General features: G+C 43.1%; 17 protein-coding genes, 1 tRNA gene and 1 pseudogene. All 19 read right to left on the bottom strand.

The annotated features are described in order from the left end of the window. Window positions 1–8: 8 nt before the first annotated feature. A complete protein-coding gene (neuC, locus tag ACZ5O6_RS03930; RefSeq protein WP_447091037.1) occupies window positions 9–1160 on the bottom strand; it encodes a UDP-N-acetylglucosamine 2-epimerase in 1152 nt (383 codons plus the stop codon). Further along, window positions 1157–2152 carry an N-acetylneuraminate synthase gene (gene neuB, locus ACZ5O6_RS03925; RefSeq protein WP_447091038.1) on the bottom strand — a complete coding sequence of 332 codons (996 nt, stop codon included), beginning with the start codon at window positions 2150–2152 and terminating at the stop codon, window positions 1157–1159. Before neuB ends, neuC begins: the two co-directional genes overlap by 4 nt. Next, window positions 2149–2727, bottom strand: a complete 579-nt coding sequence (locus ACZ5O6_RS03920; RefSeq protein ID WP_447091039.1) for a NeuD/PglB/VioB family sugar acetyltransferase — start codon at window positions 2725–2727, stop codon at window positions 2149–2151. Before ACZ5O6_RS03920 ends, neuB begins: the two co-directional genes overlap by 4 nt. Further along, window positions 2724–3872, bottom strand: a complete 1149-nt coding sequence (locus ACZ5O6_RS03915; RefSeq protein ID WP_447091097.1) for a LegC family aminotransferase — start codon at window positions 3870–3872, stop codon at window positions 2724–2726. Before ACZ5O6_RS03915 ends, ACZ5O6_RS03920 begins: the two co-directional genes overlap by 4 nt. A gap of 2 nt (window positions 3873–3874) precedes the next feature. Beyond that, complete coding sequence (locus tag ACZ5O6_RS03910) at window positions 3875–5074, bottom strand: UDP-N-acetylglucosamine 4,6-dehydratase (RefSeq protein WP_447091040.1); 1200 nt, start codon at window positions 5072–5074, stop codon at window positions 3875–3877. Continuing rightward, the gene (wecC, locus tag ACZ5O6_RS03905) at window positions 5071–6351 is read right to left on the bottom strand and encodes a UDP-N-acetyl-D-mannosamine dehydrogenase (RefSeq protein ID WP_447091041.1); all 1281 of its coding nucleotides are present in this window, start codon (window positions 6349–6351) and stop codon (window positions 5071–5073) included. Before wecC ends, ACZ5O6_RS03910 begins: the two co-directional genes overlap by 4 nt. 70 nt (window positions 6352–6421) lie before the next feature. Further along, entirely contained in the window at window positions 6422–7537 is a 1116-nt protein-coding gene (gene wecB / locus ACZ5O6_RS03900) for a non-hydrolyzing UDP-N-acetylglucosamine 2-epimerase (protein ID WP_447091042.1), read from the bottom strand. A 16-nt stretch (window positions 7538–7553) separates the two neighbouring features. Continuing rightward, a complete protein-coding gene (locus ACZ5O6_RS03895) occupies window positions 7554–7877 on the bottom strand; it encodes a MarR family EPS-associated transcriptional regulator (RefSeq protein WP_447091043.1) in 324 nt (107 codons plus the stop codon). A gap of 183 nt (window positions 7878–8060) precedes the next feature. Next, window positions 8061–8136 (bottom strand) — tRNA-Asn (locus tag ACZ5O6_RS03890). Between the two features lie 161 nt (window positions 8137–8297). Then, window positions 8298–9485 carry a lipopolysaccharide assembly protein LapB gene (lapB, locus tag ACZ5O6_RS03885; protein ID WP_447091044.1) on the bottom strand — a complete coding sequence of 396 codons (1188 nt, stop codon included), beginning with the start codon at window positions 9483–9485 and terminating at the stop codon, window positions 8298–8300. Window positions 9486–9589: 104 nt separating this feature from the next. Further along, window positions 9590–9898, bottom strand: a complete 309-nt coding sequence (ihfB, locus tag ACZ5O6_RS03880; protein ID WP_447091045.1) for an integration host factor subunit beta — start codon at window positions 9896–9898, stop codon at window positions 9590–9592. A gap of 140 nt (window positions 9899–10038) precedes the next feature. Further along, window positions 10039–11721, bottom strand: coding sequence for a 30S ribosomal protein S1 (rpsA, locus tag ACZ5O6_RS03875; RefSeq protein ID WP_447091046.1), 1683 nt, complete (start codon window positions 11719–11721; stop codon window positions 10039–10041). A gap of 213 nt (window positions 11722–11934) precedes the next feature. Then, window positions 11935–12639 carry a (d)CMP kinase gene (cmk, locus tag ACZ5O6_RS03870; RefSeq protein ID WP_447091047.1) on the bottom strand — a complete coding sequence of 235 codons (705 nt, stop codon included), beginning with the start codon at window positions 12637–12639 and terminating at the stop codon, window positions 11935–11937. Beyond that, the gene (gene pyrF / locus ACZ5O6_RS03865) at window positions 12639–13361 is read right to left on the bottom strand and encodes an orotidine-5'-phosphate decarboxylase (RefSeq protein WP_447091048.1); all 723 of its coding nucleotides are present in this window, start codon (window positions 13359–13361) and stop codon (window positions 12639–12641) included. Before pyrF ends, cmk begins: the two co-directional genes overlap by 1 nt. Window positions 13362–13444: 83 nt before the next feature. Further along, window positions 13445–13810: a ComEA family DNA-binding protein gene (locus ACZ5O6_RS03860; protein WP_447091049.1), complete on the bottom strand. Its 366-nt coding sequence runs from the start codon at window positions 13808–13810 to the stop codon at window positions 13445–13447. 504 nt (window positions 13811–14314) lie between these two features. Further along, complete coding sequence (cysN, locus tag ACZ5O6_RS03855) at window positions 14315–15751, bottom strand: sulfate adenylyltransferase subunit CysN (RefSeq protein ID WP_447091050.1); 1437 nt, start codon at window positions 15749–15751, stop codon at window positions 14315–14317. Continuing rightward, window positions 15751–16662: a sulfate adenylyltransferase subunit CysD gene (gene cysD, locus ACZ5O6_RS03850; protein WP_447091051.1), complete on the bottom strand. Its 912-nt coding sequence runs from the start codon at window positions 16660–16662 to the stop codon at window positions 15751–15753. The genes cysN and cysD overlap by 1 nt, the downstream gene beginning before the upstream one ends. A 138-nt stretch (window positions 16663–16800) precedes the next feature. Beyond that, a pseudogene (locus tag ACZ5O6_RS03845) lies at window positions 16801–19146 on the bottom strand (bifunctional prephenate dehydrogenase/3-phosphoshikimate 1-carboxyvinyltransferase). Window positions 19147–19149: 3 nt separating this feature from the next. Then, entirely contained in the window at window positions 19150–20253 is a 1104-nt protein-coding gene (gene pheA / locus ACZ5O6_RS03840; protein ID WP_447091052.1) for a prephenate dehydratase, read from the bottom strand. Between the last annotated feature and the right edge of the window lie 23 nt (window positions 20254–20276).

Raw genomic sequence — 20276 nt, 5'->3', positions numbered from 1 at the left:
CGCAAACCTTATATGTCGTGAAATGTCTTTTTTAAGTCGAAAGGGTCAAGGTCACGCTTGAGAACAGATAATATTTTTAAGCTAGCATGCCCATCTCCGTAAGGATTTACGGTAGCTTGCAGCACAGCTTTAAATGTAGCTGACAATGCTTGCTCAACTGCTTGGACGACATCGTCTAGAGTTGGCGCACAATCAATGACACTTTCCGCTCTTAAACGACCTTTCTGTCTATCACCTATATTTACTGTTGCAATCTTGAAACTAGGCGCTTCGGCTAAGCCACTAGAACTGTTGCCTACTACTGCATCTACATATTGCAGTGTACTTAAATAACGCAGTTGCCCCATTGAGGTAAAAGCAACAGATTTTTTGGGGTTTTTTGAAACATATTCATCTATCATTTGATTGATTACCCTGCCATCCGTATCGCTGTTAGCTTTAGTGAATATAATGCCAAATTCACTAAATTTATCCAAAGCATCAAGAATTACCCCAAATTGCTCTTTTGCGCTCGAATTTTCAAGAGTCACCGGATGATAAGTTACCAACACATTTCGCTTAGCTAGCTCGAAGCCAGTAGAATCCTCTAGTTCTTTTTTAGAAAGCAGCTTAAGGCGCGAGATATTCTCCACACCTAGCCCACCCACATTAAACACTCTGTCAGGAGACTCTCCCAACTGTATTACTCGTTTTCTATAGGGCTCTGCTGCTGTAAAGTGCCAGTAGGCCATTTTGCTAATGCTGTGACGAATAGCCTCGTCGAAAGCCCCTTCCGTCGTTTCACCTCCATGTAAATGGGCGATTGGTATACGAGCAATCATACCGGCAGCGGCGGCAGAAAAAATTTCGTAGCGATCCCCTAAAAGAACGACCAAGTCAGGATTTAATTCTTCGTAGGCTTCAGAAAATGATATTTGAGCCAAACCCATTGATTTTGAAACCCCTATGGCAGTATCGGAAGATAGAAGCATTTCGATTTTCTTATCGATGTTAAAATCTTTCTCAATTTCTTTATAGGTGAAACCAAATTCTGGTGATAAATGCATACCAGTGACGATCACTTGTAATTGTAAATTTGTATCCTGCTTTATACCTTTCATCAACCAATACAACAAACCGTATTCAGCGCGGGTACCTGTAACAATACAAATTTTCTTCATATAATATCGTCCGTTTCGTAATCTTTCTGTGCTGTTTGTTGTAACACTTCATCCCAGCGCATGGGAGATATTCCTGAACCAGGCCTTTTTACAGTTAAGTTTTCTATTGTCAGTTTTTCGCCTTTCCTAATAGGCCTAGCAGCCACAATACTTTTTCTGGCAATAGGAATATTTTTTCTTTCTTGTGCACTCGGACATTTCATACCGTCACCCAACGCCACTTCAATATTGCGAATAGCATTAACCATTTGTTTTAGTTCTTGAGGCTCTAAACTTGCTTTATGATCAGGACCCGGAAGGGTTCTATCTAACGTAAAATGCTTTTCAATAACCGACGCACCCATCGCCACTGCAGCAGTAGGCACTTCAATACCTAATGTGTGGTCAGAATAGCCAACCTTTACTTTAAAGGCTTGAGCTATAGTTTGCATAGCGCTCAAATTGACATCTTGCATTTTTGTAGGATAGTCTGTAGTTGCATGTAAAATGGTTATATTTTTTTTGCTAGTGCCTGATTCAATCAGCAAATTTAAGGCTGATTCTATTTCTGCCAACGTCGCCATGCCTGTCGAAAGCACGATTTTTTTGTTATAACTTCCCACCAGCTTTAGGTAAGGGTAGTTAGTGATCTCACCAGAAGGAATCTTAAAACGCTTCACACCTAAACTATTTAAAAATAAGATACTTTGCACATCAAACGGGGTGGACATGAATTCAATATTATTTTTCTGACAATACAAGATTAGAGCTTGATGGTCTTCTTCACTAAGCTCTAGTTGTTTTAGCATATCGAATTGGCTTTCGGCTTTACCGGTATTCGTTGTTTGATATTCAGCTTGCTTTGCTGCTTTGGTTACTAGCGTCTCCGCTTTAAACGTTTGAAACTTAACTGCATCCACTCCGCAGTCTACGGCAATATCCACAAGCTGCTTGGCTAAGTCTAGCGATCCATTGTGATTAACACCCACTTCCGCAATAATAAATGATCTCATTTTAGTAACGATCCCGCCTTAACAAAGGATTGGCTAGGAATACTGATTCCATGTTTAACTGTTGCGTTGCTTCCAATGAATGTTTTTTCGCCCACAGTTACTCCACCATTGATAATTGCACCTGTTGAAATATGACAGTGATCATTGATAACTGTGTCATGCTCGATTAATGCTTTAGAGTTGATGATGCAGTTTTCACCGATTTTTACTGCTGCATTCACTAGCGCATGATGCATAATAATTGTTCCGTTGCCGATAGTGGCATGATTTGATACGTGAGCCAATGGCGAAACCATACTTGGCTGTTCAAATGCTAGATTTTTTAATTGATCAAAAAGATGCACCTTCAAGTCAGATGATCTTATCTGTCCTACAGTAACAAAAGCAAAATCATATTTTTTTCTTAAGTTTGCTAGATCTCCATCATTACCAATGACAGGATAACCCAGCACCTCTTTTATTGTTGACCCTTTTCGCTCAACGATCCCGGCAACGTGATAACCCTCAATCATCTCGATAATATCGATACACGACTTGCAGTGCCCCCCCGCTCCAATTAGAATAATTTCTTTCATATTCTCACACTACTTGGGATATTAACTAAGCGATCAGCCAGCCACTGAGCGTTGTTTTGCGGCATGGCAAAGCAATCTTTGAACATAGGCAAAGTGTTGAGCAAATTCCATACAGGCCTTGACATCACACCTTGCGCATTAAAATATTCTAAAAATTCTTGCTGCTCTTCGTAACTCACCAACAGGATGGCATTGAGCCAATAATTAGATTCAGCGAATTCAGGCTCCGCTGCAAATCCAACGTTGTTTTGACCACACCATGCTTTGTAAATCTCAGCTGTTGCTCGTTTGTTGGCAACAAAAGCACCGAGCTTGTCTAATTGAGCGCATAAGAGCGCAGCATTGATATTGGGCATACGGTAGTTATAAGCAATTTCATCATGTTCAAATACCCACTTGTGTTGCAGCTTGGCTGTTGTGGTGAGGTGCTTGGCTCTTTTGGCTAACTGCTCGTCGTTAGTAACAATGGCGCCGCCCCCACCTGCTGTAATTATTTTATTACCGTTAAAGCTGATGGCTCCTGCCACACCAAACGTTCCAGTGTGCTTACCTTTATAAGTACTACCCAGTGACTCTGCGGCGTCCTCAACTAAGGGGATGCACCAACGTTCACATAACGATTGGATCTTATCTATCTCACAGGGGTGACCGAACGTATGCATCGGCACGCATGCTGCTATTCGCTTATGCGTGAGTGAGTTGTAGCACTGCCCATTGTCTATGCGTGCGTGCTCGCTTAAAAATTCCTCTAGTGACTCGACTGACATACCGAAACTGGCCTTGCTCACATCGACAAATACTGGGCTAGCTCCACAGTAGTTAATCGCATTACAGGTAGCGATGAAACTCAAGGACTGTGTGATAACTTCCGTGTCACGCTCTACGCCGGCCAATAAAAGCGAAACGTGCAAAGCAGCAGTTCCGCTTGAGGTAGCGATGGCATAGTTAGCGCCTACGTAGTCCGCCAGTCGTGTTTCAAACTGATCAACGTACTTACCCACACTTGATACAAATGTTGAATCAATACATTTAATGACGAACTCTTTCTCATGTTCGTCAAAACGGGGCTCGTGCAAGGGAATAAAGTCTTCGGTTTGATATATATCCCTAATATAAGTGACGAGATTTTTAAGCTCTACTTTCATTTTCACATTTTCCCGTCTAGGTACTTACCCGTTTCTTTGTGATCAAATGTAGGTATCATTTTCTGGAAAATATCAACAATATTACTTTTCCCCCAAGACTGCCGCTGCTGCATATCCTGTATTTTTTTTTCAAAAAAACTAAGTAATTCTTGATCGTAAGCCAGACGATTTTTTATCACTCCGAGATTACCAAAACGTTCCATATCTAGAATTTCTTTGTCTGTATAAAACTCCTCAAAGTCTTTTTCACCAGTGGTATTACTTGGTGTAAATAAACATGGCCACTTACCCGCATCCGGTAACGTTTTCACTAAATCACGAGCCTCTTGCTCACTAGCACAGTGATGAGGCTCGTAACCTATATTTTTTAAATAGCGAACAGCAATATCGGCGAAGGTCATCAGATGTAAGTGCTCGCTTAATTTTGGAAAGAAAATATCTCTGTTCTCCCCCAATAAGCAAGACATCAAACACAGCTCTCCCGACTCTTGAGGAGTTACGAAATAGCGCTTTATATCATTAGGGGCAACGATTGGCTGGCGCTTTTGAATACGCTGATTAAATCCATGTAAGAGCGAGCCATCCGAAAATGCGACATTTGCAAAGCGCGCGGTTGATATAGGAATATCCTCACTTCTGCGCATTAAAAACATTTCCATTATGCGTTTTGAGGCGCCCATCATATTCACTGGGTTAGCTGCCTTATCTGTAGAAACACAAAAATATTTTTTAACTCCAGCTGCTATAGATTGCTGAATGGTTTTGTCTGTATTAAATATATTTACATCGATCATGCGCATTAAAGTAAATGGGTCTTTTTCACTTCTTACATGCTTAAGCGCTGAAAGATTTAATACATAATCATACTGTCCATCTTGATGAATAAATGCATCATACTCAATGGATCCGATATCTAGCGCGAATGTTTGAAAGTCACCAGAAATATATCCGAAACTACTTCTAATATCGCGTACTAACTCAACCATATTATTTTCACTGATATCAACAACATGTAACTTCTTAGGTGACCGCTTGAAAATTTCTTTTGTTACAGCTTGACCAATAGAACCTGCACCACCTAAAACAAGAAATGAAGAACGAGAGACAATCTCTTTAAGTTCGGCATTTCTATCAGTAATGTCCTGAGAAAATAGTTCCTCAGTCCTTCCAATTAAACTCAGTATACTTTCAGAGCTAATCACTTCCAAACTCCTTTAGTATCGATAACAAATTGTCCTGAAAACTTACTATTTTTAAACTCTTTGTGATCAACTAATAACAAATGAACATCTGCCACTTCTTTCGCCTTCCCAAATTTTACAAGTTCAAACGATGATTCCGTAACAGGCAGCGATATAATATTTGGCTCAACCGCTACAACTTCACCCACATGAATTTCTGCAATTTTTTTTGTGATATTAAGCGCAGGGCTTTCACGCAAATCATCGATGTCCGGCTTAAACGCCAAACCATAACACGAAATTGTTACATCTTTTGCTGTTTTATCAGGGTTAGCTTGTAAAAAATCGGCAATCGCAATTTTAACTTTATTGATCACCCACTCCGGCTTAGCATCATTCACTTTACGTGCCGTATGAATAAGTTGGGCCTCTTCTGGTGTTTTGCTTACAATAAACCAAGGATCTACAGCGATACAGTGCCCTCCAACCCCTGGACCAGGTTGTAAAATATTAATGCGCGGATGACGATTTGCGAGTGCAATTAACTCCCATACATTTATGTCTAGCTTGTCACAAATAGTTGAAAGCTCATTCGCAAAAGCGATTTGAACATCACGACATGAGTTTTCGGTCAATTTTGCCATTTCTGCTGTACGAGCATTAGTAATAACACACTTACCTTGCACAAAGATTTTATATAATTCGACAGCGCGGGAAGAGCATTTCGTTGTCATACCACCTATTACGCGATCATTTTCTACCAGTTCACGCACCACATGGCCCGGCAATACTCGCTCTGGGCAATGCGCTATATTAACATCTGCATTTTCATTTACGCTTTGCGGAAATGATAAGTCTAATCGTGCTGTAGCTAACCATTCTGCCATTTGCTCTGTTGCGCCAACGGGTGATGTGGATTCAAGTATCACCAAATCGCCTTTTTTTAATACTGGTGCAATAGCTTTTGCAGCTTTTTGTATGTAGCTTAAATCTGGTTCAGGAATATTTTTGCCATTGTCGCGATTTAAAGAAGACTTGAACGGTGTGGGGACAGCAATTAAAAAAGCATCTGCTGGCTCAGGTTTTAACACTGCTTTTAAATAAGCTTCTTTGACTGCCGTATGAACCATAGCATCCAAATCTGGCTCTACAATGTGTATTTCACCACGATTGATAGTATTTACAGCGTGCGGATTAACATCAACACCAACGACTTGCTTCTTCTTAGAAGCAAACATCGCGGCTGTCGGAAGGCCTATATAACCCAAACCAATAACAGAAATCTTACTAAAAGACATACCATTCCTTAACTTTTCGATTAATTACTACTTAATAAGGGGCAACTTACATTATCTAGGTTTCGCGTATTTAGCTTGCGAGAATATCGCATATTCTCTGGCATGCGCTACCATCACCATAAGGGTTGTGCGCACGACTCATAACGCTATAAGCAGCGTCATTTACCAACAACTCATGAAGTGCTGTGGTAATTGCCTCCATATCGGTTCCAACCAATTTAACCGTACCGGCATCGACCGCTTCTGGTCTCTCAGTGGTATCACGCATAACCAATACAGGCTTACCCAAACTAGGGGCTTCTTCTTGAATGCCACCAGAATCGGTTAAAATAATATGTGCACGATTCATCAAATATACAAAGGGTAAATATTCTTGCGGCTCAACAAGATGCACATTATCCACTGCACTTAAAATACGCTTAACCGGTTCTTGTACATTCGGGTTTAAATGAACAGGATAGATTATTTGAACATTTGAATGCGTTTTTGCCGTTTGCGCCAAGGCTTCACAAATTCGCTCAAAGCCACCTCCAAAACTTTCTCGTCGATGACCTGTAACTAAAATTAGCTTTTTACTACTATCTAGCATGGGAAAACATGATCCCAACTCATTCGACAAAACAATATCAGACTCAATCTGAGCTTTCACCTGTAACAAGGCATCAATAACTGTATTACCTGTTATATAAATACTATCATTAAGACAATTTTCATTAAGAAGGTTTTGCTTGGAGTTTTCTGTAGGTGCAAAGTGATATTTTGCTAATGCTCCCGTTAACTTTCGATTTCCCTCTTCAGGCCAAGGAGAATATATATTTCCCGTACGCAACCCCGCCTCTACATGCCCCACGGCTATTTGCTCATAATAAGCAGCTAAACCAGCAGCAAATGTTGTTGCGGTGTCACCGTGCACCAATACAACATCTGGCTTAAACTCTTTTAATACTGGTGTTAACTCAGTCAAAATACGACTAGTAACTTCTGGCAACGTCTGCCCTGCTTTCATTAAATTTAAGTCATAGTTTGGCGTGATTTTAAAAAGCATTAACACCTGATCAAGCATCTCACGGTGCTGTGCGGTAACACACACTCTTGACTCAAAGCGTTTATCACTATCAAGAGCGTGAACCAAAGGAGCCATTTTAATAGCTTCTGGTCGGGTACCGAATACTGTTAATATCTTCATTTTAAAATAATCTATTTTATTTTTGTAACGATTGCTGAATAGCATCTATTTCTTTCATCAGAGTATCATGCTCTTTTATTTTTTCTTGCAAAAATCTTTTAGTAACAGAACTCTTTTGCTCTATCCCTTTTGGGGTTAGCAAATATAGGTAACCGCTTTTATTTTTACTATTACGAAAGTTATCTACTTTTACCAACCCTACTTCGACTAACGCTTTTAAACAAAAATTGACTTTGCCCAAGCTAATACCGAGTTCACTCGCTAGCTCACGCTGACTGAGATGCGGATTATCGTTTATTTTACTAAGGAGCTTATAACGGTATTCATCGGTCAGCATCATAGAAAACCTTAAACGTTCATAGAGTGAACACTATACTTGCCAATTATCGAACTCTCAAGACATAAATGCGTAAGTAAAGATAAGTTAACCACACAAACCATAACGAAACATACATAAGGGAGTGTAAAACTGACATTTAGTTTTATAATGAGCGGGGAAGAAAAATAAACAAACCATACTAAATGGCTCCGCCTGCTGGGCTCGAACCAGCGACCTAATGATTAACAGTCATGTGCTCTACCAACTGAGCTAAGGCGGAATAAAGAATGAGCTGATCAGCTCAAGTGGGGCGCATATTATAGATACCTATTGACGCTGTCAAGCCTTAGCTTACATTTTAATTACGCTCTTTTTCGCTTACATTTCAATAGGTTAATTTTTCTTCAGCTTAAGACATCACACAAAAATTAATAGGGAAAACTACCCAGCATCGCTACCACTCACCCCCTGCAAACGAGCACCATCCCAAGTTTTACAACTGGGACACAGCCAATAAAGCGTATTTGCCTGAAAACCACAACCATGACAACGGTAAAGCATTTGCTCATTGAGCGTCTTACCTATCACTTGCTGCAATGAGGACAAGTAGTCGTGAGTTGTGCCATGTGTAAAGCGCAAATAATAATCAACTAATTTTTTTAAACCCGCTTTTGATGGATATTCAACAACCGCTTTTGCTACAAATTCAGCAGCTTCAACCTCACCCTTTTGCTCTTCTATAAACGTAGCAATGGCGAGCAAAACACTGGGATGCTCAACCATTCGCTCAATAGACAAAAGGTAATTTAAACACTTTAACTCTTCACCCATTTGCTGATAAGCGCCAACAATAGAAGGCAGCACCTCCACAATATAATCGGGCTGATCAAAAATGACCGCCTGCAGGCGCTTTAACCCTTTCTTCATATTGCCAGCAAAAATATCAATTTTCCCCAACAACATAGAAGAACGGACACTGTTTTTTTCAATGGATAGCGCCTTATCAAGATGGTTACGAGCTCCTTTAAAGTCCTCAGCATCTAAACAGTTTTCTGCTAGCTCACATAAAAAGTGGGCACTAATAGATAACCATTTGGCACGCTCACGGTTTAGGCGACTACTAGAAAGTTGCGACAAAACATCTAAGCCTAATAGCCACTCTTTTTCATCTTGGTAAATTTCAAGCAGCTGCACGAGTCCTTGCTGCTTATAGACCCCCTCCGATTGCACCAAGCGCTGCAATAGCTCTTCAGCACGATCTAATAAACCCGACTTAACAAAATCGATAGCAAGTTCATACTGTGCTTGCTGCATCTGCTGCCGATTTAGTTCGGGGCGGGCGAGCAAATTTTGGTGAATGCGCACAGCTCGATCAACCTCTCCACGCTTACGCAATAACTTACCCAACGCAAGGTGAGTCTCTAGAGTGTCACTACTCACCTCAAGAGATTGAATAAAAGTATCAATAGCTTTGTCTGGCTGCTCATTAAGAAGATAGTTGAGGCCTTCGAAGTAACCCTTATTACGATCATCCTTGCGGGCAATTAACTCTGTTTTTTTATGACGCCCAAGGAAGAAGCCGACAGCTAAACTCGCGAGAATCACTACATATACTGCGCCTTCAGACATTTATACTCTCGCAAAACTCATTGATCTAGATAACGACCGGATATATTTGGATAATATTGACGCGACTAAAATGCACAAACATGAAATTCGACAACAGATACACTCTAAACGTGAGAAACGTTTTCCCGGCGTATACTGTCATTAACTCGGTCACGCATCTCTTTGCCCGGTTTGAAGTGGGGCACATATTTACCTTTTAGCTGAACCATTTCACCGGTTTTAGGGTTTCGCCCTACTCTTGGCTCTCTGTAGTGCAGAGAAAAGCTGCCAAAACCACGAACCTCGATGCGATCACCCGAAGCAAGCACCTGCGACATGTGCTCTAAAATGCTTTTTACCGCTAACTCAACATCTTTAATTGACAGCTGCTCTTGATGGTCCGTCATTCTTTCTATTAGCTCAGATTTAGTCATACCCTACCCTAATGCTCATTTATTATTCTAATAGTATCAACACTTTAACAAAATATACAATCTGTTGCGCTACTCGTTTTTACCGCTCACAAAAAAGGCCGCATAAATGCGGCCTTTTAGGAGTTGAAAAGAAAGGAAAATTACTTATCCTGGCCTTTCATTTGCGCTTTAATCAAGTCACCCAGTGTTGCAGGAGCCGCTGTTTCAGCCGCTTTTTCACTGTGTTGCTTGATCGCAGCTTTTTCTTCTGCTGCATCTTTAGCTTTAACAGACAATGTAATTGAACGGTTTTTGCTATCAACATTAATAACAACCACTTCAACTTCATCACCAACCGACAATACAGTAGAAGCATCTTCTACTTTATCACGGCTAAGCTCTGAGGCTTTTAGGTAGCCTTCAACGTCATCAGCCAAAGTAACTACTGCACCTTTAGCATCCACCTCTTTAACAGCACCTTTAACGATAGAGCCTTTCGCATTAGATTCTGCATAGCTAGAGAAGCTATCTTCTTCTAACTGCTTAATACCTAAAGAAATACGCTCACGCTCCGGGTCTACAGCCAAGATAACGGTTTCAAGCTCATCGCCTTTTTTGTATTCACGTACCGCTTCTTCACCACTATCTGTCCAAGAAATATCAGACAAGTGAACCAACCCATCGATGCCGCCATCAAGACCCAAGAAAATACCAAAGTCAGTAATTGATTTGATCTTACCTGAAATTTTGTCACCTTTCTGGAAGCGTGAACCGAATGCATCCCAAGGGTTTTCTTGACACTGCTTGATACCTAGAGAAATACGACGACGATCTTCGTCTATCTCAAGAACCATCACTTCAACTTCATCACCTAGATCAACCACTTTTGATGGGTGGATGTTTTTGTTCGTCCAATCCATTTCAGAAACGTGAACAAGACCTTCAACGCCCTCTTCAATTTCAGCAAAGCAACCGTAGTCAGTTAGGTTAGTTACCACGGCTTTCGCTTTAGCACCAACAGGGTAACGGTTAGTGATTTCTACCCATGGATCTTCACCCAATTGCTTAAGACCTAGAGATACGCGGTTACGCTCACGATCAAACTTCAATACGCGCACATCAATTTCGTCACCTACGTTAACGATTTCACTTGGGTGCTTAATACGCTTCCACGCCATATCGGTAATATGTAGAAGACCATCAACGCCACCAAGATCAACGAATGCGCCGTAATCGGTAAGGTTTTTAACGATACCTTTCGCTTTAGCACCTTCTTCAAGGCTCGCTAACAGCTCTTCACGCTCAGCAGAATTAGCCGTTTCCATCACTGCACGACGTGATACAACAACGTTATTACGTTTTTGATCTAGCTTGATCACTTTAAACTCAAGCTCTTTGCCTTCAAGGTGTAATGTGTCGCGTACTGGGCGAACATCTACCAATGAACCCGGCAAGAATGCGCGAATGCCCGCAACGTCAACGGTGAAACCACCCTTAACCTTACCGTTAATCACACCCGTCATTACTTCTTCTGCTGCATGAGCAGACTCTAATACCTTCCACGCTTCAGCACGTTTAGCTTTTTCACGAGAAAGTTTTGTTTCACCAAAGCCGTCTTCAACAGACTCTAGCGCAACGTGAACTTCATCACCGATAGCGAGTGTTACTTCACCATTTTCATCAGCAAATTGCTCTGCCGGAATAACACCTTCGGATTTAAGACCTGCGTGAACGGTTACCCAGTCACGGTCAATATCAATAACAACACCAGTCACGATTGATCCTGGGACCATATCGACGGTTTTTAAACTTTCTTCAAAGAGTTCTGCGAAATTCTCGCTCATGAGGGATAAACCTATACTATTTAGCACACATCCTCATAGCCGACATAGCGTGTAAATATCACTATGCGTACCAAAAAGATCTGTTTACCGAGCGGTTCAGGCGCACGGGCCAGTTAATAATAAACACAGCACTCTCCCTGACGAATAATGAGTACTATGCTTTACTTTAATGCCTAGAATATGGGGATTGTTATAGAAAACAATGAGTGGCCATTACTCTATGCGCTGTTTCACCCGCACCATTATCGCATCTAACACTTCATTGATAGACATTGTCGTACTATCGATGGTTATCGCATCATCTGCAGGCTGCAAGGGCGATGCCGAACGTTCTGTATCACGCTTATCACGCGCTTCTATGTCATCCAGCAGGACGCGGAGATTAGCAGATTCTCCTCGCCCAAGCAACTGCTTGTAGCGCCGCTGGGCGCGCTCTTCGGCGCTGGCCGTCAAAAAGACTTTAACCGATGCTTGGGGAAATACCGTCGTCCCCATATCACGCCCGTCGGCGACTAAGCCGGGAGATTGCTGAAAGCTACGTTGTCGCGCTAACAACGCTTCACGCACGGGAATATGCGCGGCAACAACCGAAGCCCCCATACCTGCGGCTTCTTTACGAATATCCGCTGTCACATCACTACCGTCAAGAATCGCTACCACCCCTTGATCTGTCGGCTTAAAACTAATATTGAGGTGCCTTGCGACATTAGCTGCAGCATCAATGTCTTGCAAATCAACTGATTGAGCCACACAAGCCACAGCCGTTAAGCGGTACAAGGCGCCACTATCAAGCAAATGAAAGCCCAGCTGCTGAGCAAGGCGCTGGCAAATTGTGCCTTTGCCTGAACCACTTGGCCCGTCAATCGTAATAACAGGTGCCGCATCTTTATCAGGATGAACACCTTTTATATCGCTCATCACAGCATCTCCAAATGATCATCAAATAGCGAGTGATAAATAATTTCACACATTAACGCAGGGTTTTCAGCTTGGGTGATGGGGCGACCAATCACTAAATAGTCACTGCCATTAGCCATGGCATCTTGCGGTGTAACGATACGCCGCTGATCGTCACTCAATGAGCCAGCAGGCCGAATGCCGGGCGTCACTAAACAAAAGTCTTCACCAAGCGCGCGTTTTAATGTTTGCGCTTCCTGTGCAGAACACACCACGCCATCAAGACCAACAGATTGCGTTAACGCAGCCAAACGCATCACCTGCTCTTCAGGCTCAACATCCATACCAATACTCAGCAGGTCATCTTTCGTCATACTGGTGAGCACCGTTACAGCAATTAGCAGCGGCTGATGAACAGAAGCATCTATTGCCTCGCGAGCCGCTTCTAACATACGTCGACCACCAGACGCATGCACATTCACCATCCACACACCCAACTGTGCTGCGGCCTTAACCGACTTAGCCACCGTATTAGGTATGTCGTGATATTTGAGATCGAGAAATACGTCGAAACCCTGCTCCATCAACTGACCAACCAGTTGTGGGCCTGCCGTGGTAAAAAGTTCTTTACCGACCTTTAGCCGACAGTATTTAGGGTTTAATTGAGATGCGAGCGCTAAGCAAGGCGCTGCTTCATTAAAGTCCATTGCAACAACAATGGGAGAATCAGTGGAAATGGACATAATTGCTCCGATAAGAAATCGGAGCGGATGATAGCAGTAGTCAGCCGCTTGCTACAAGCAAGCAGCAATACTACGCATATTAGCTAAAGCCCTAACTTGCTCTCATTCATTATCCATATCTTTTCTCCGATACCCTTCACCTCCATCAACTGCTCCTTAGAAGTAAAAGCGCCATTAGCTTCCCGCCATGCCACGATGGCCTGTGCTTTTTTCAAACCAATACCTTTTAGCCCATCGGCGATAATTTCAGCACTGTCAGCATTGATATTAATATGTGGCTTTGTCATCTGATCAGCGACATCATTTATCTCGGAAATATCCTGAGAAGGTGGTTGCTGAGAAATATCTGTGGTATCAGCGGTAACGGTAGTACTGAAAGACAGCGCAATGAGTAATCCTGCAAGCAGTGCGCAACGAGAAAAGAATGAATGGGAAATAGATAAGAACATAGTATAACCTCCTTGTAATCAATGGTCGGACACCACAGCTGCCTTCTAGCAACACCTACGTTAGAAAGACAATCAAAATAGCATCCGTGCTATGTAGTTTGATGCAAACAATACCAACAACAAGCTACACTTTGAAGATTAAAGGCTTAGAGGATAATACACTAGCAGAGAGCGCTGATATTATTGTAAGCCTTTTCCTACATAGCTTTTTTGTATAGGAGCCTCTGATTAACCTCGAATGACTTATGCGTGAGTCTACAATGCGCGTAGACTAGGCGAGCCTCGCCACTAATGGCCGTAGTCCTTAGTAAGAGGCTCAACGCAGTATAAGTGCATTGTAGCCACGCCCTACGGGGCCCACAGGCGTGACCGATATCTGTGTTGCCACTTTTGCTAAGGTCTAGACATTAGCTGCAAGTGCCGCCTTGATCTCGGCCACGCCTGTGGGACAGAAGTTATCCGAGGTTAATCAGAGGTTCCTATACTTTTGAAAACCTAGATAAATTACAAATACTGGGTTAACTTTTTAACTAGCCCATCAACCTCATTATCTGATTTTTCTGGATAATGCTGCTTAATCAATGTCGCAACATCTTCAGCAAATACACTGTGATCATTATCGACGTCGACCACTGCTAACGCCTGCGTTACCATACCCGCGCCCACAGTGATATTTGTTAAGCGATCGATAATAATAAAAGCACCCGTACCACGGTTGTTTTGATAGGGGTCAATCACAACTGCCTGATTAAGAGTGACATTAGCCAAGCCAATATCGTTGAGTGACAAACTCTTTTTATCATGGTGCTCTTGCGTGTTGACATCGATCTGATGAATCACTTTATCCACATTACCGACCGTAAATTTGGTGGCAAACTTAAAGAAGTACTCCACTTTTTCACTCAAAGCCACTTCAGACATCCAAACAATATGGGCCTGAAGGTGATTGGTTTGCGCAACCTCATCATGTTCTGCAACGATCATATCGCCACGACTAATATCGATTTCATCTTCTAGTGTTAACGTGACTGCTTGACCAACAAAAGCCGTATTAAGCTGACCTTCATAAGTCACAATACTTTCTACTTTACTCGTTTTACCTGAAGGTAAAGCACGAATAGTATCACCAACCGTAATCTCACCAGAAGCAATCGTGCCACAGAAACCACGAAAGTCGAGATTGGGTCGATTTACATACTGAACAGGAAATCTAAAGTCCGTAACATTTTTATCGTTGGCGATTTCAACATGCTCAAGAATCTTCATCAGCGACTGACCTTGATACCATGACGAACGCTCGCTTTTGTTCACGACGTTATCACCATCAAGCGCCGACATCGGCACAAAATACATGTCGTCATCGAGACCCAGCGTTTTAGCAAAAGCAATATATTCATCTTTGATTTCATTAAAGCGCGCTTCGCTAAAATCCATCAAATCCATTTTATTAATCGCGACCACAATGTGCTTTATACCCAACAACGATGCAATATAACTATGGCGGCGGGTTTGTGTTTGCACGCCATATCGCGCATCAATCAAGATAACGGCAAGATCACAGGTTGATGCACCGGTTGCCATATTGCGCGTGTATTGCTCATGCCCTGGGGTATCAGCAATAATAAATTTACGCTTAGCGGTAGAAAAATATCGATAAGCTACATCAATGGTAATACCTTGCTCGCGCTCAGCCTGTAAACCATCAACCAATAAGGCGAGGTCAATTTTTTCGCCGGTCGTACCATGCTTGCTAGAGTCTGATTCAATCGCCGCCAACTGATCTTCATAAATCATTTTTGAGTCGTGTAATAAACGACCGATTAGCGTACTTTTACCGTCATCAACACTGCCGCAAGTGATAAATCGTAGCAATTCTTTACGTTCATGCTGAGCAAGATAAGCATCAATATCTTCAGCAATTAATTCTGATTGGTGTGACATTAAAAATACCCCTCTTGCTTTTTCTTTTCCATGGAGCCGGAGCTGTCATGATCAATGACTCGCCCTTGGCGTTCAGATGTCGTCGTTAATAACATTTCTTGGATAATATCCGTTAACGTAGCCGCTTCTGACTCCACACCGCCGGTTAGCGGATAACAGCCAAGTGTTCTAAAACGCACCATACGTTGCTGGATTTCTTCATCTTCTTTGATCGGCATACGCTCGTCATCAACCATAATCAGCGTACCATCACGCTCAACTACGGGGCGCTTCGCAGCAAAATATAGTGGCACAAGGGGAATATCTTCTAAATGGATATACTGCCAAATATCTAACTCCGTCCAGTTCGACAAGGGAAATACACGAATGCTTTCACCTTTATCAACGCGACTATTGTAGATATTCCATAATTCAGGGCGCTGGTTTTTAGGATCCCAACGGTGTTTTTTATCGCGGAATGAATACACACGTTCTTTTGCTCGTGACTTTTCTTCATCTCGACGAGCACCACCAAAAGCAGCATCAAAGCCATACTTATTTAAAGCCTGTTTGAGCGCCTGTGTTTTCATGATGTCGGTATGTTTTGCACTGCCATGAGTAAATGGCCCTACACCCTGCTCAACACCCTCTTGGTTGGTATGAACAATCAATTCCAACCCAAGGTTTTTCACGTGATTATCGCGAAACTTAATCATTTCTTTGAATTTCCAAGTGGTATCCACATGCAGCAATGGAAACGGCGGGATACCGGGTGCGAAAGCTTTCATTGCTAGATGCAACATAACCGCAGAATCTTTGCCCACAGAGTACAGCATCACCGGGTTATCAAATTCAGCCGCTACTTCGCGAATAATATGGATGCTTTCTGCTTCCAGCTGTTTAAGATGCGTTAACGAATAGTCGTTGCTCATATATCATCCAAAAATAAAAAGTTGTATGTTATCTATAATATGTAGAAATATATTGGGTAATAGTACTGACAATAAACAGGTGTCAATCGCGCAATCACCGCAAAACGAGAGGCATTATAGGGAGTTGTTTAACAGATATTAAACAATTTGTTCTTCTATGCTTATTCCAACTTGTTTGGCTAATGAGGAAAACCCGGGGAACGAGGTTGCCACATGCCCACAGTTATTCACTGTAATAGTACCGTTTGCCCGTAGCGCTGCTACCGTAAATGACATGGCAATACGGTGATCATCATGGGTTTCCACTTGCCCACCACCAATAACACCCCCATTAATGATCATACCATCGGCTGTCGGCGTGGCATCTACTCCTAACGTTTGCAAGCCGTCTGCCATTACCTGTATACGGTCGGACTCTTTTACGCGCAACTCTTCAGCACCCGTTAAGGTCGTTGTACCTTTCGCACAAGCAGCCGCCACAAAAAGAACAGGAAACTCATCAATCGCAAGCGGCACAAACTCTTCGGGTATTTGAATACCGACCAATGGCGCGTAACGCACGCGAATATCCGCAACCGGCTCGCCGCCCACGGTTTTTTGGTTCGATAAGCTAATATCTGCACCCATTAAACGCAGAATAGAAATAATACCGTCACGCGTGGGGTTGATACCCACATGCTGCAGCGTAATATCAGAGCCTTCAGCGATAGACGCAGCCACCATAAAAAAGGCAGCGGAAGAGATATCCGCAGGCACGTCAATGGTCGTAGCGGTTAATTGGCCACCACCCACTAGACTTGCTTTACTGCCTTCAGTGACGACATCATAACCAAAACCGCGCAACATGCGTTCAGTATGGTCACGCGTGGGAGCGGGTTCGATGGTCGATGTTTCACCGTCGGCATACAGACCAGCCAACAAGACACAAGACTTTACTTGAGCACTAGCCATGGGCATTACATAATTGATCGCCTTAACCTTGCCGTTCGCCTTAACCGTAACAGGCGGCCGACCCTCTGCAGCCGTTTCAACAACCACGCCCATTTCACGCAAAGGATTCGCAACACGGTTCATCGGGCGCTTGGTTAAAGAGGCATCGCCCGTTAAGGTAAACTCAAAATTTTGCCCTGCTAAAAAGCCCATTAATAAGCGCATTGCAGTGCCGGCGTTACCAACATCGATCGGCTTGCTAGGTGCGGTTAAACCCCGCAAACCCACACCATGAATGGTTACTTTGCCGTTATCTGGTCCTTCAATTTCCACGCCCATATCGCGGAACGCCTGTAGTGTAGCCAGTGCATCTTGACCTTCTAAAAAACCCGAGATCTGCGTGATACCTTCTGCTATAGAGCCCAGCATAATCGAACGATGAGAAATCGATTTATCGCCCGGCACACGAAATTCACCTGACACACAACCACCCGGGCTCACAACGTAGCGCATAGTCGTATTTTCTAGCGAAGGATTAGCCGATGGGTTTTCTGTAGACATAGTTGATAAGCCTTATTTATCAATAGAGTAAATGAGAAGCAAGTGACACGTTAGCGCACCGATATAACACACTGAACGTTGACACCATTATTTTTTGAGATTGCCATCACCGCAGGGGGACACAAATTGATCACGCGCACTTTTTGCACGCGTAAATGTATTGAGTAGATAATCGCTATTTTCTAACTCTATAGCCGTTTTGAGCTGTGCCAAATTTTGCTGAAAAAGGTCGATTGCTTTAACCACTTCAACACGATTAGCTCGCATAATATCGTGCCACATTAGAGGGTCGCTGCTAGCGATGCGAGTAAAATCCCGAAAGCCACCGGCTGCATAACGAAAAATATTATCGTTCGCAGCATCATTCGCCAAGGTATCCACCAGAGAGTAGGCAATCACATGAGGCAAATGGCTAGTCGCCGCTAAAACCGCATCGTGTTCTTGCACTGACATACTCAGCACTTCAGCCTCGACAGCTCTCCACATAGCGGTAACTCGAGCAATATGCGCAGAACCCGTCTCATGGAGTGGCGTTAGAATAATACGATGGTTACGGTATAAATCAGGGTTGGCGGCCGTGACGCCGCTTTTTTCGGATCCAGCGATAGGATGTCCTGGTACAAACTGCGAGGGTATCGAACCATAAACAGAGCGCACCGCATCAACGACACTCCCTTTAACACTAGCACCATCAGTCACCGTGACCGTCGGCGCAACACAGTTAGCAATATCTCGAATCGTATCCTTGACAGCTAAGGTAGGCACAGCAATAAAAATAACATCACCTTCACCCAACTCATTAGCGATTTCCTGTAACGACAGTACAGCTCTATCAACAATTTGTTCGCTGAGCGCAATATCTGCCGTTACTTGCCGACGAACAACGCCAACGATCTCACTACAAACCTTGTTGCGGCGTAAGGCCGACGCTAAGCTGCCACCAATAAGCCCAAGGCCAATGACGACACACTTACCAATAACAGGAGCAGACATACCTTAAAGTACACCGACCGGATAAGAACCCAGTATTTTCAAATCGGCCACCTGATCGCCCACGGCTTTGAGTGCCGCCTGCACAGAAGTACTTGACTGATGACCATTAAAATCGATGAAGAACACATAAGTCCATGCACCAGAACGCGAAGGTCTTGTTTCGACACGCGTTAGATCAATGGATGCACTATAAAATGGCTCTAACAGGTGATGTAACGCGCCGGATTCATTACGCATTGAAACAACAATTGAGGTTTTATCAACACCACTAGGCGGCACTTCTTGTGTACCGATAATTAAAAAACGAGTCGAGTTATCAGGCATGTCTTCAATTTTTTCATTCAAGACAGTTAAGCCATAAATGTCTGCTGCGGTAACGCTGGCAATCGCCGCTGAATTCCACTCACCTTTTATACGCTTTGCCGCTTCTGCGTTGCTATTTACTGCAATGCGTTCGGCATTAGGATAGTTAGCATCTAACCATTTGCGGCATTGCGCCAAGCTCTGAGAGTGCGAATAAATACGCGTAATACCATCGGTTTTAGTCACATCGGATACCAACAAGTTCTGATGAATACGCAACACGACTTCACCGCATATTTGCAGTTTAGAATTAATAAAATTATCCAGTGTATGAGTCACCACACCTTCGGTAGAGTTTTCGACGGGCACAACACCGTAATGGGCAGCACCCGCTTCTACCTCTCGAAATACTTCATCGATAGCACTCATCGGCTTAGGCACCGCTGAATGACCAAAGTGCTTCATTACCGCTTCTTGGGTAAAAGTGCCTGTTGGCCCGAGAAAAGCGACTTTTAGTGGCTGCTCAAGCGCCAAACATGCCGACATAATTTCACGAAATAAACGCGCAATTTCTTCATCATCCAGTGGGCCACCATTGGCTTTATTGCGCTCCATCACCGCACGTAATACTTGCGCTTCGCGCTCAGGGCGATAATACACAATATCGGTATCACCGTTCGCTTTCTTCGTCTCGCCCACTTCTTGCGCATAACGGGCACGCTGACTAATTAAATCTGCAATTTGTTGGTCGGTATCATCTATTAACACTCGAAGCTCATCGAGTGTGCGTCGTTTATCCGTCATATTTCTTTCACTATTAGTACGTT

Source organism: Eionea flava, from assembly GCF_055393785.1.
The sequence above is the reverse complement of the archived record's forward strand: the minus strand, read 5'-3'. Positions and strand labels throughout refer to the sequence as shown.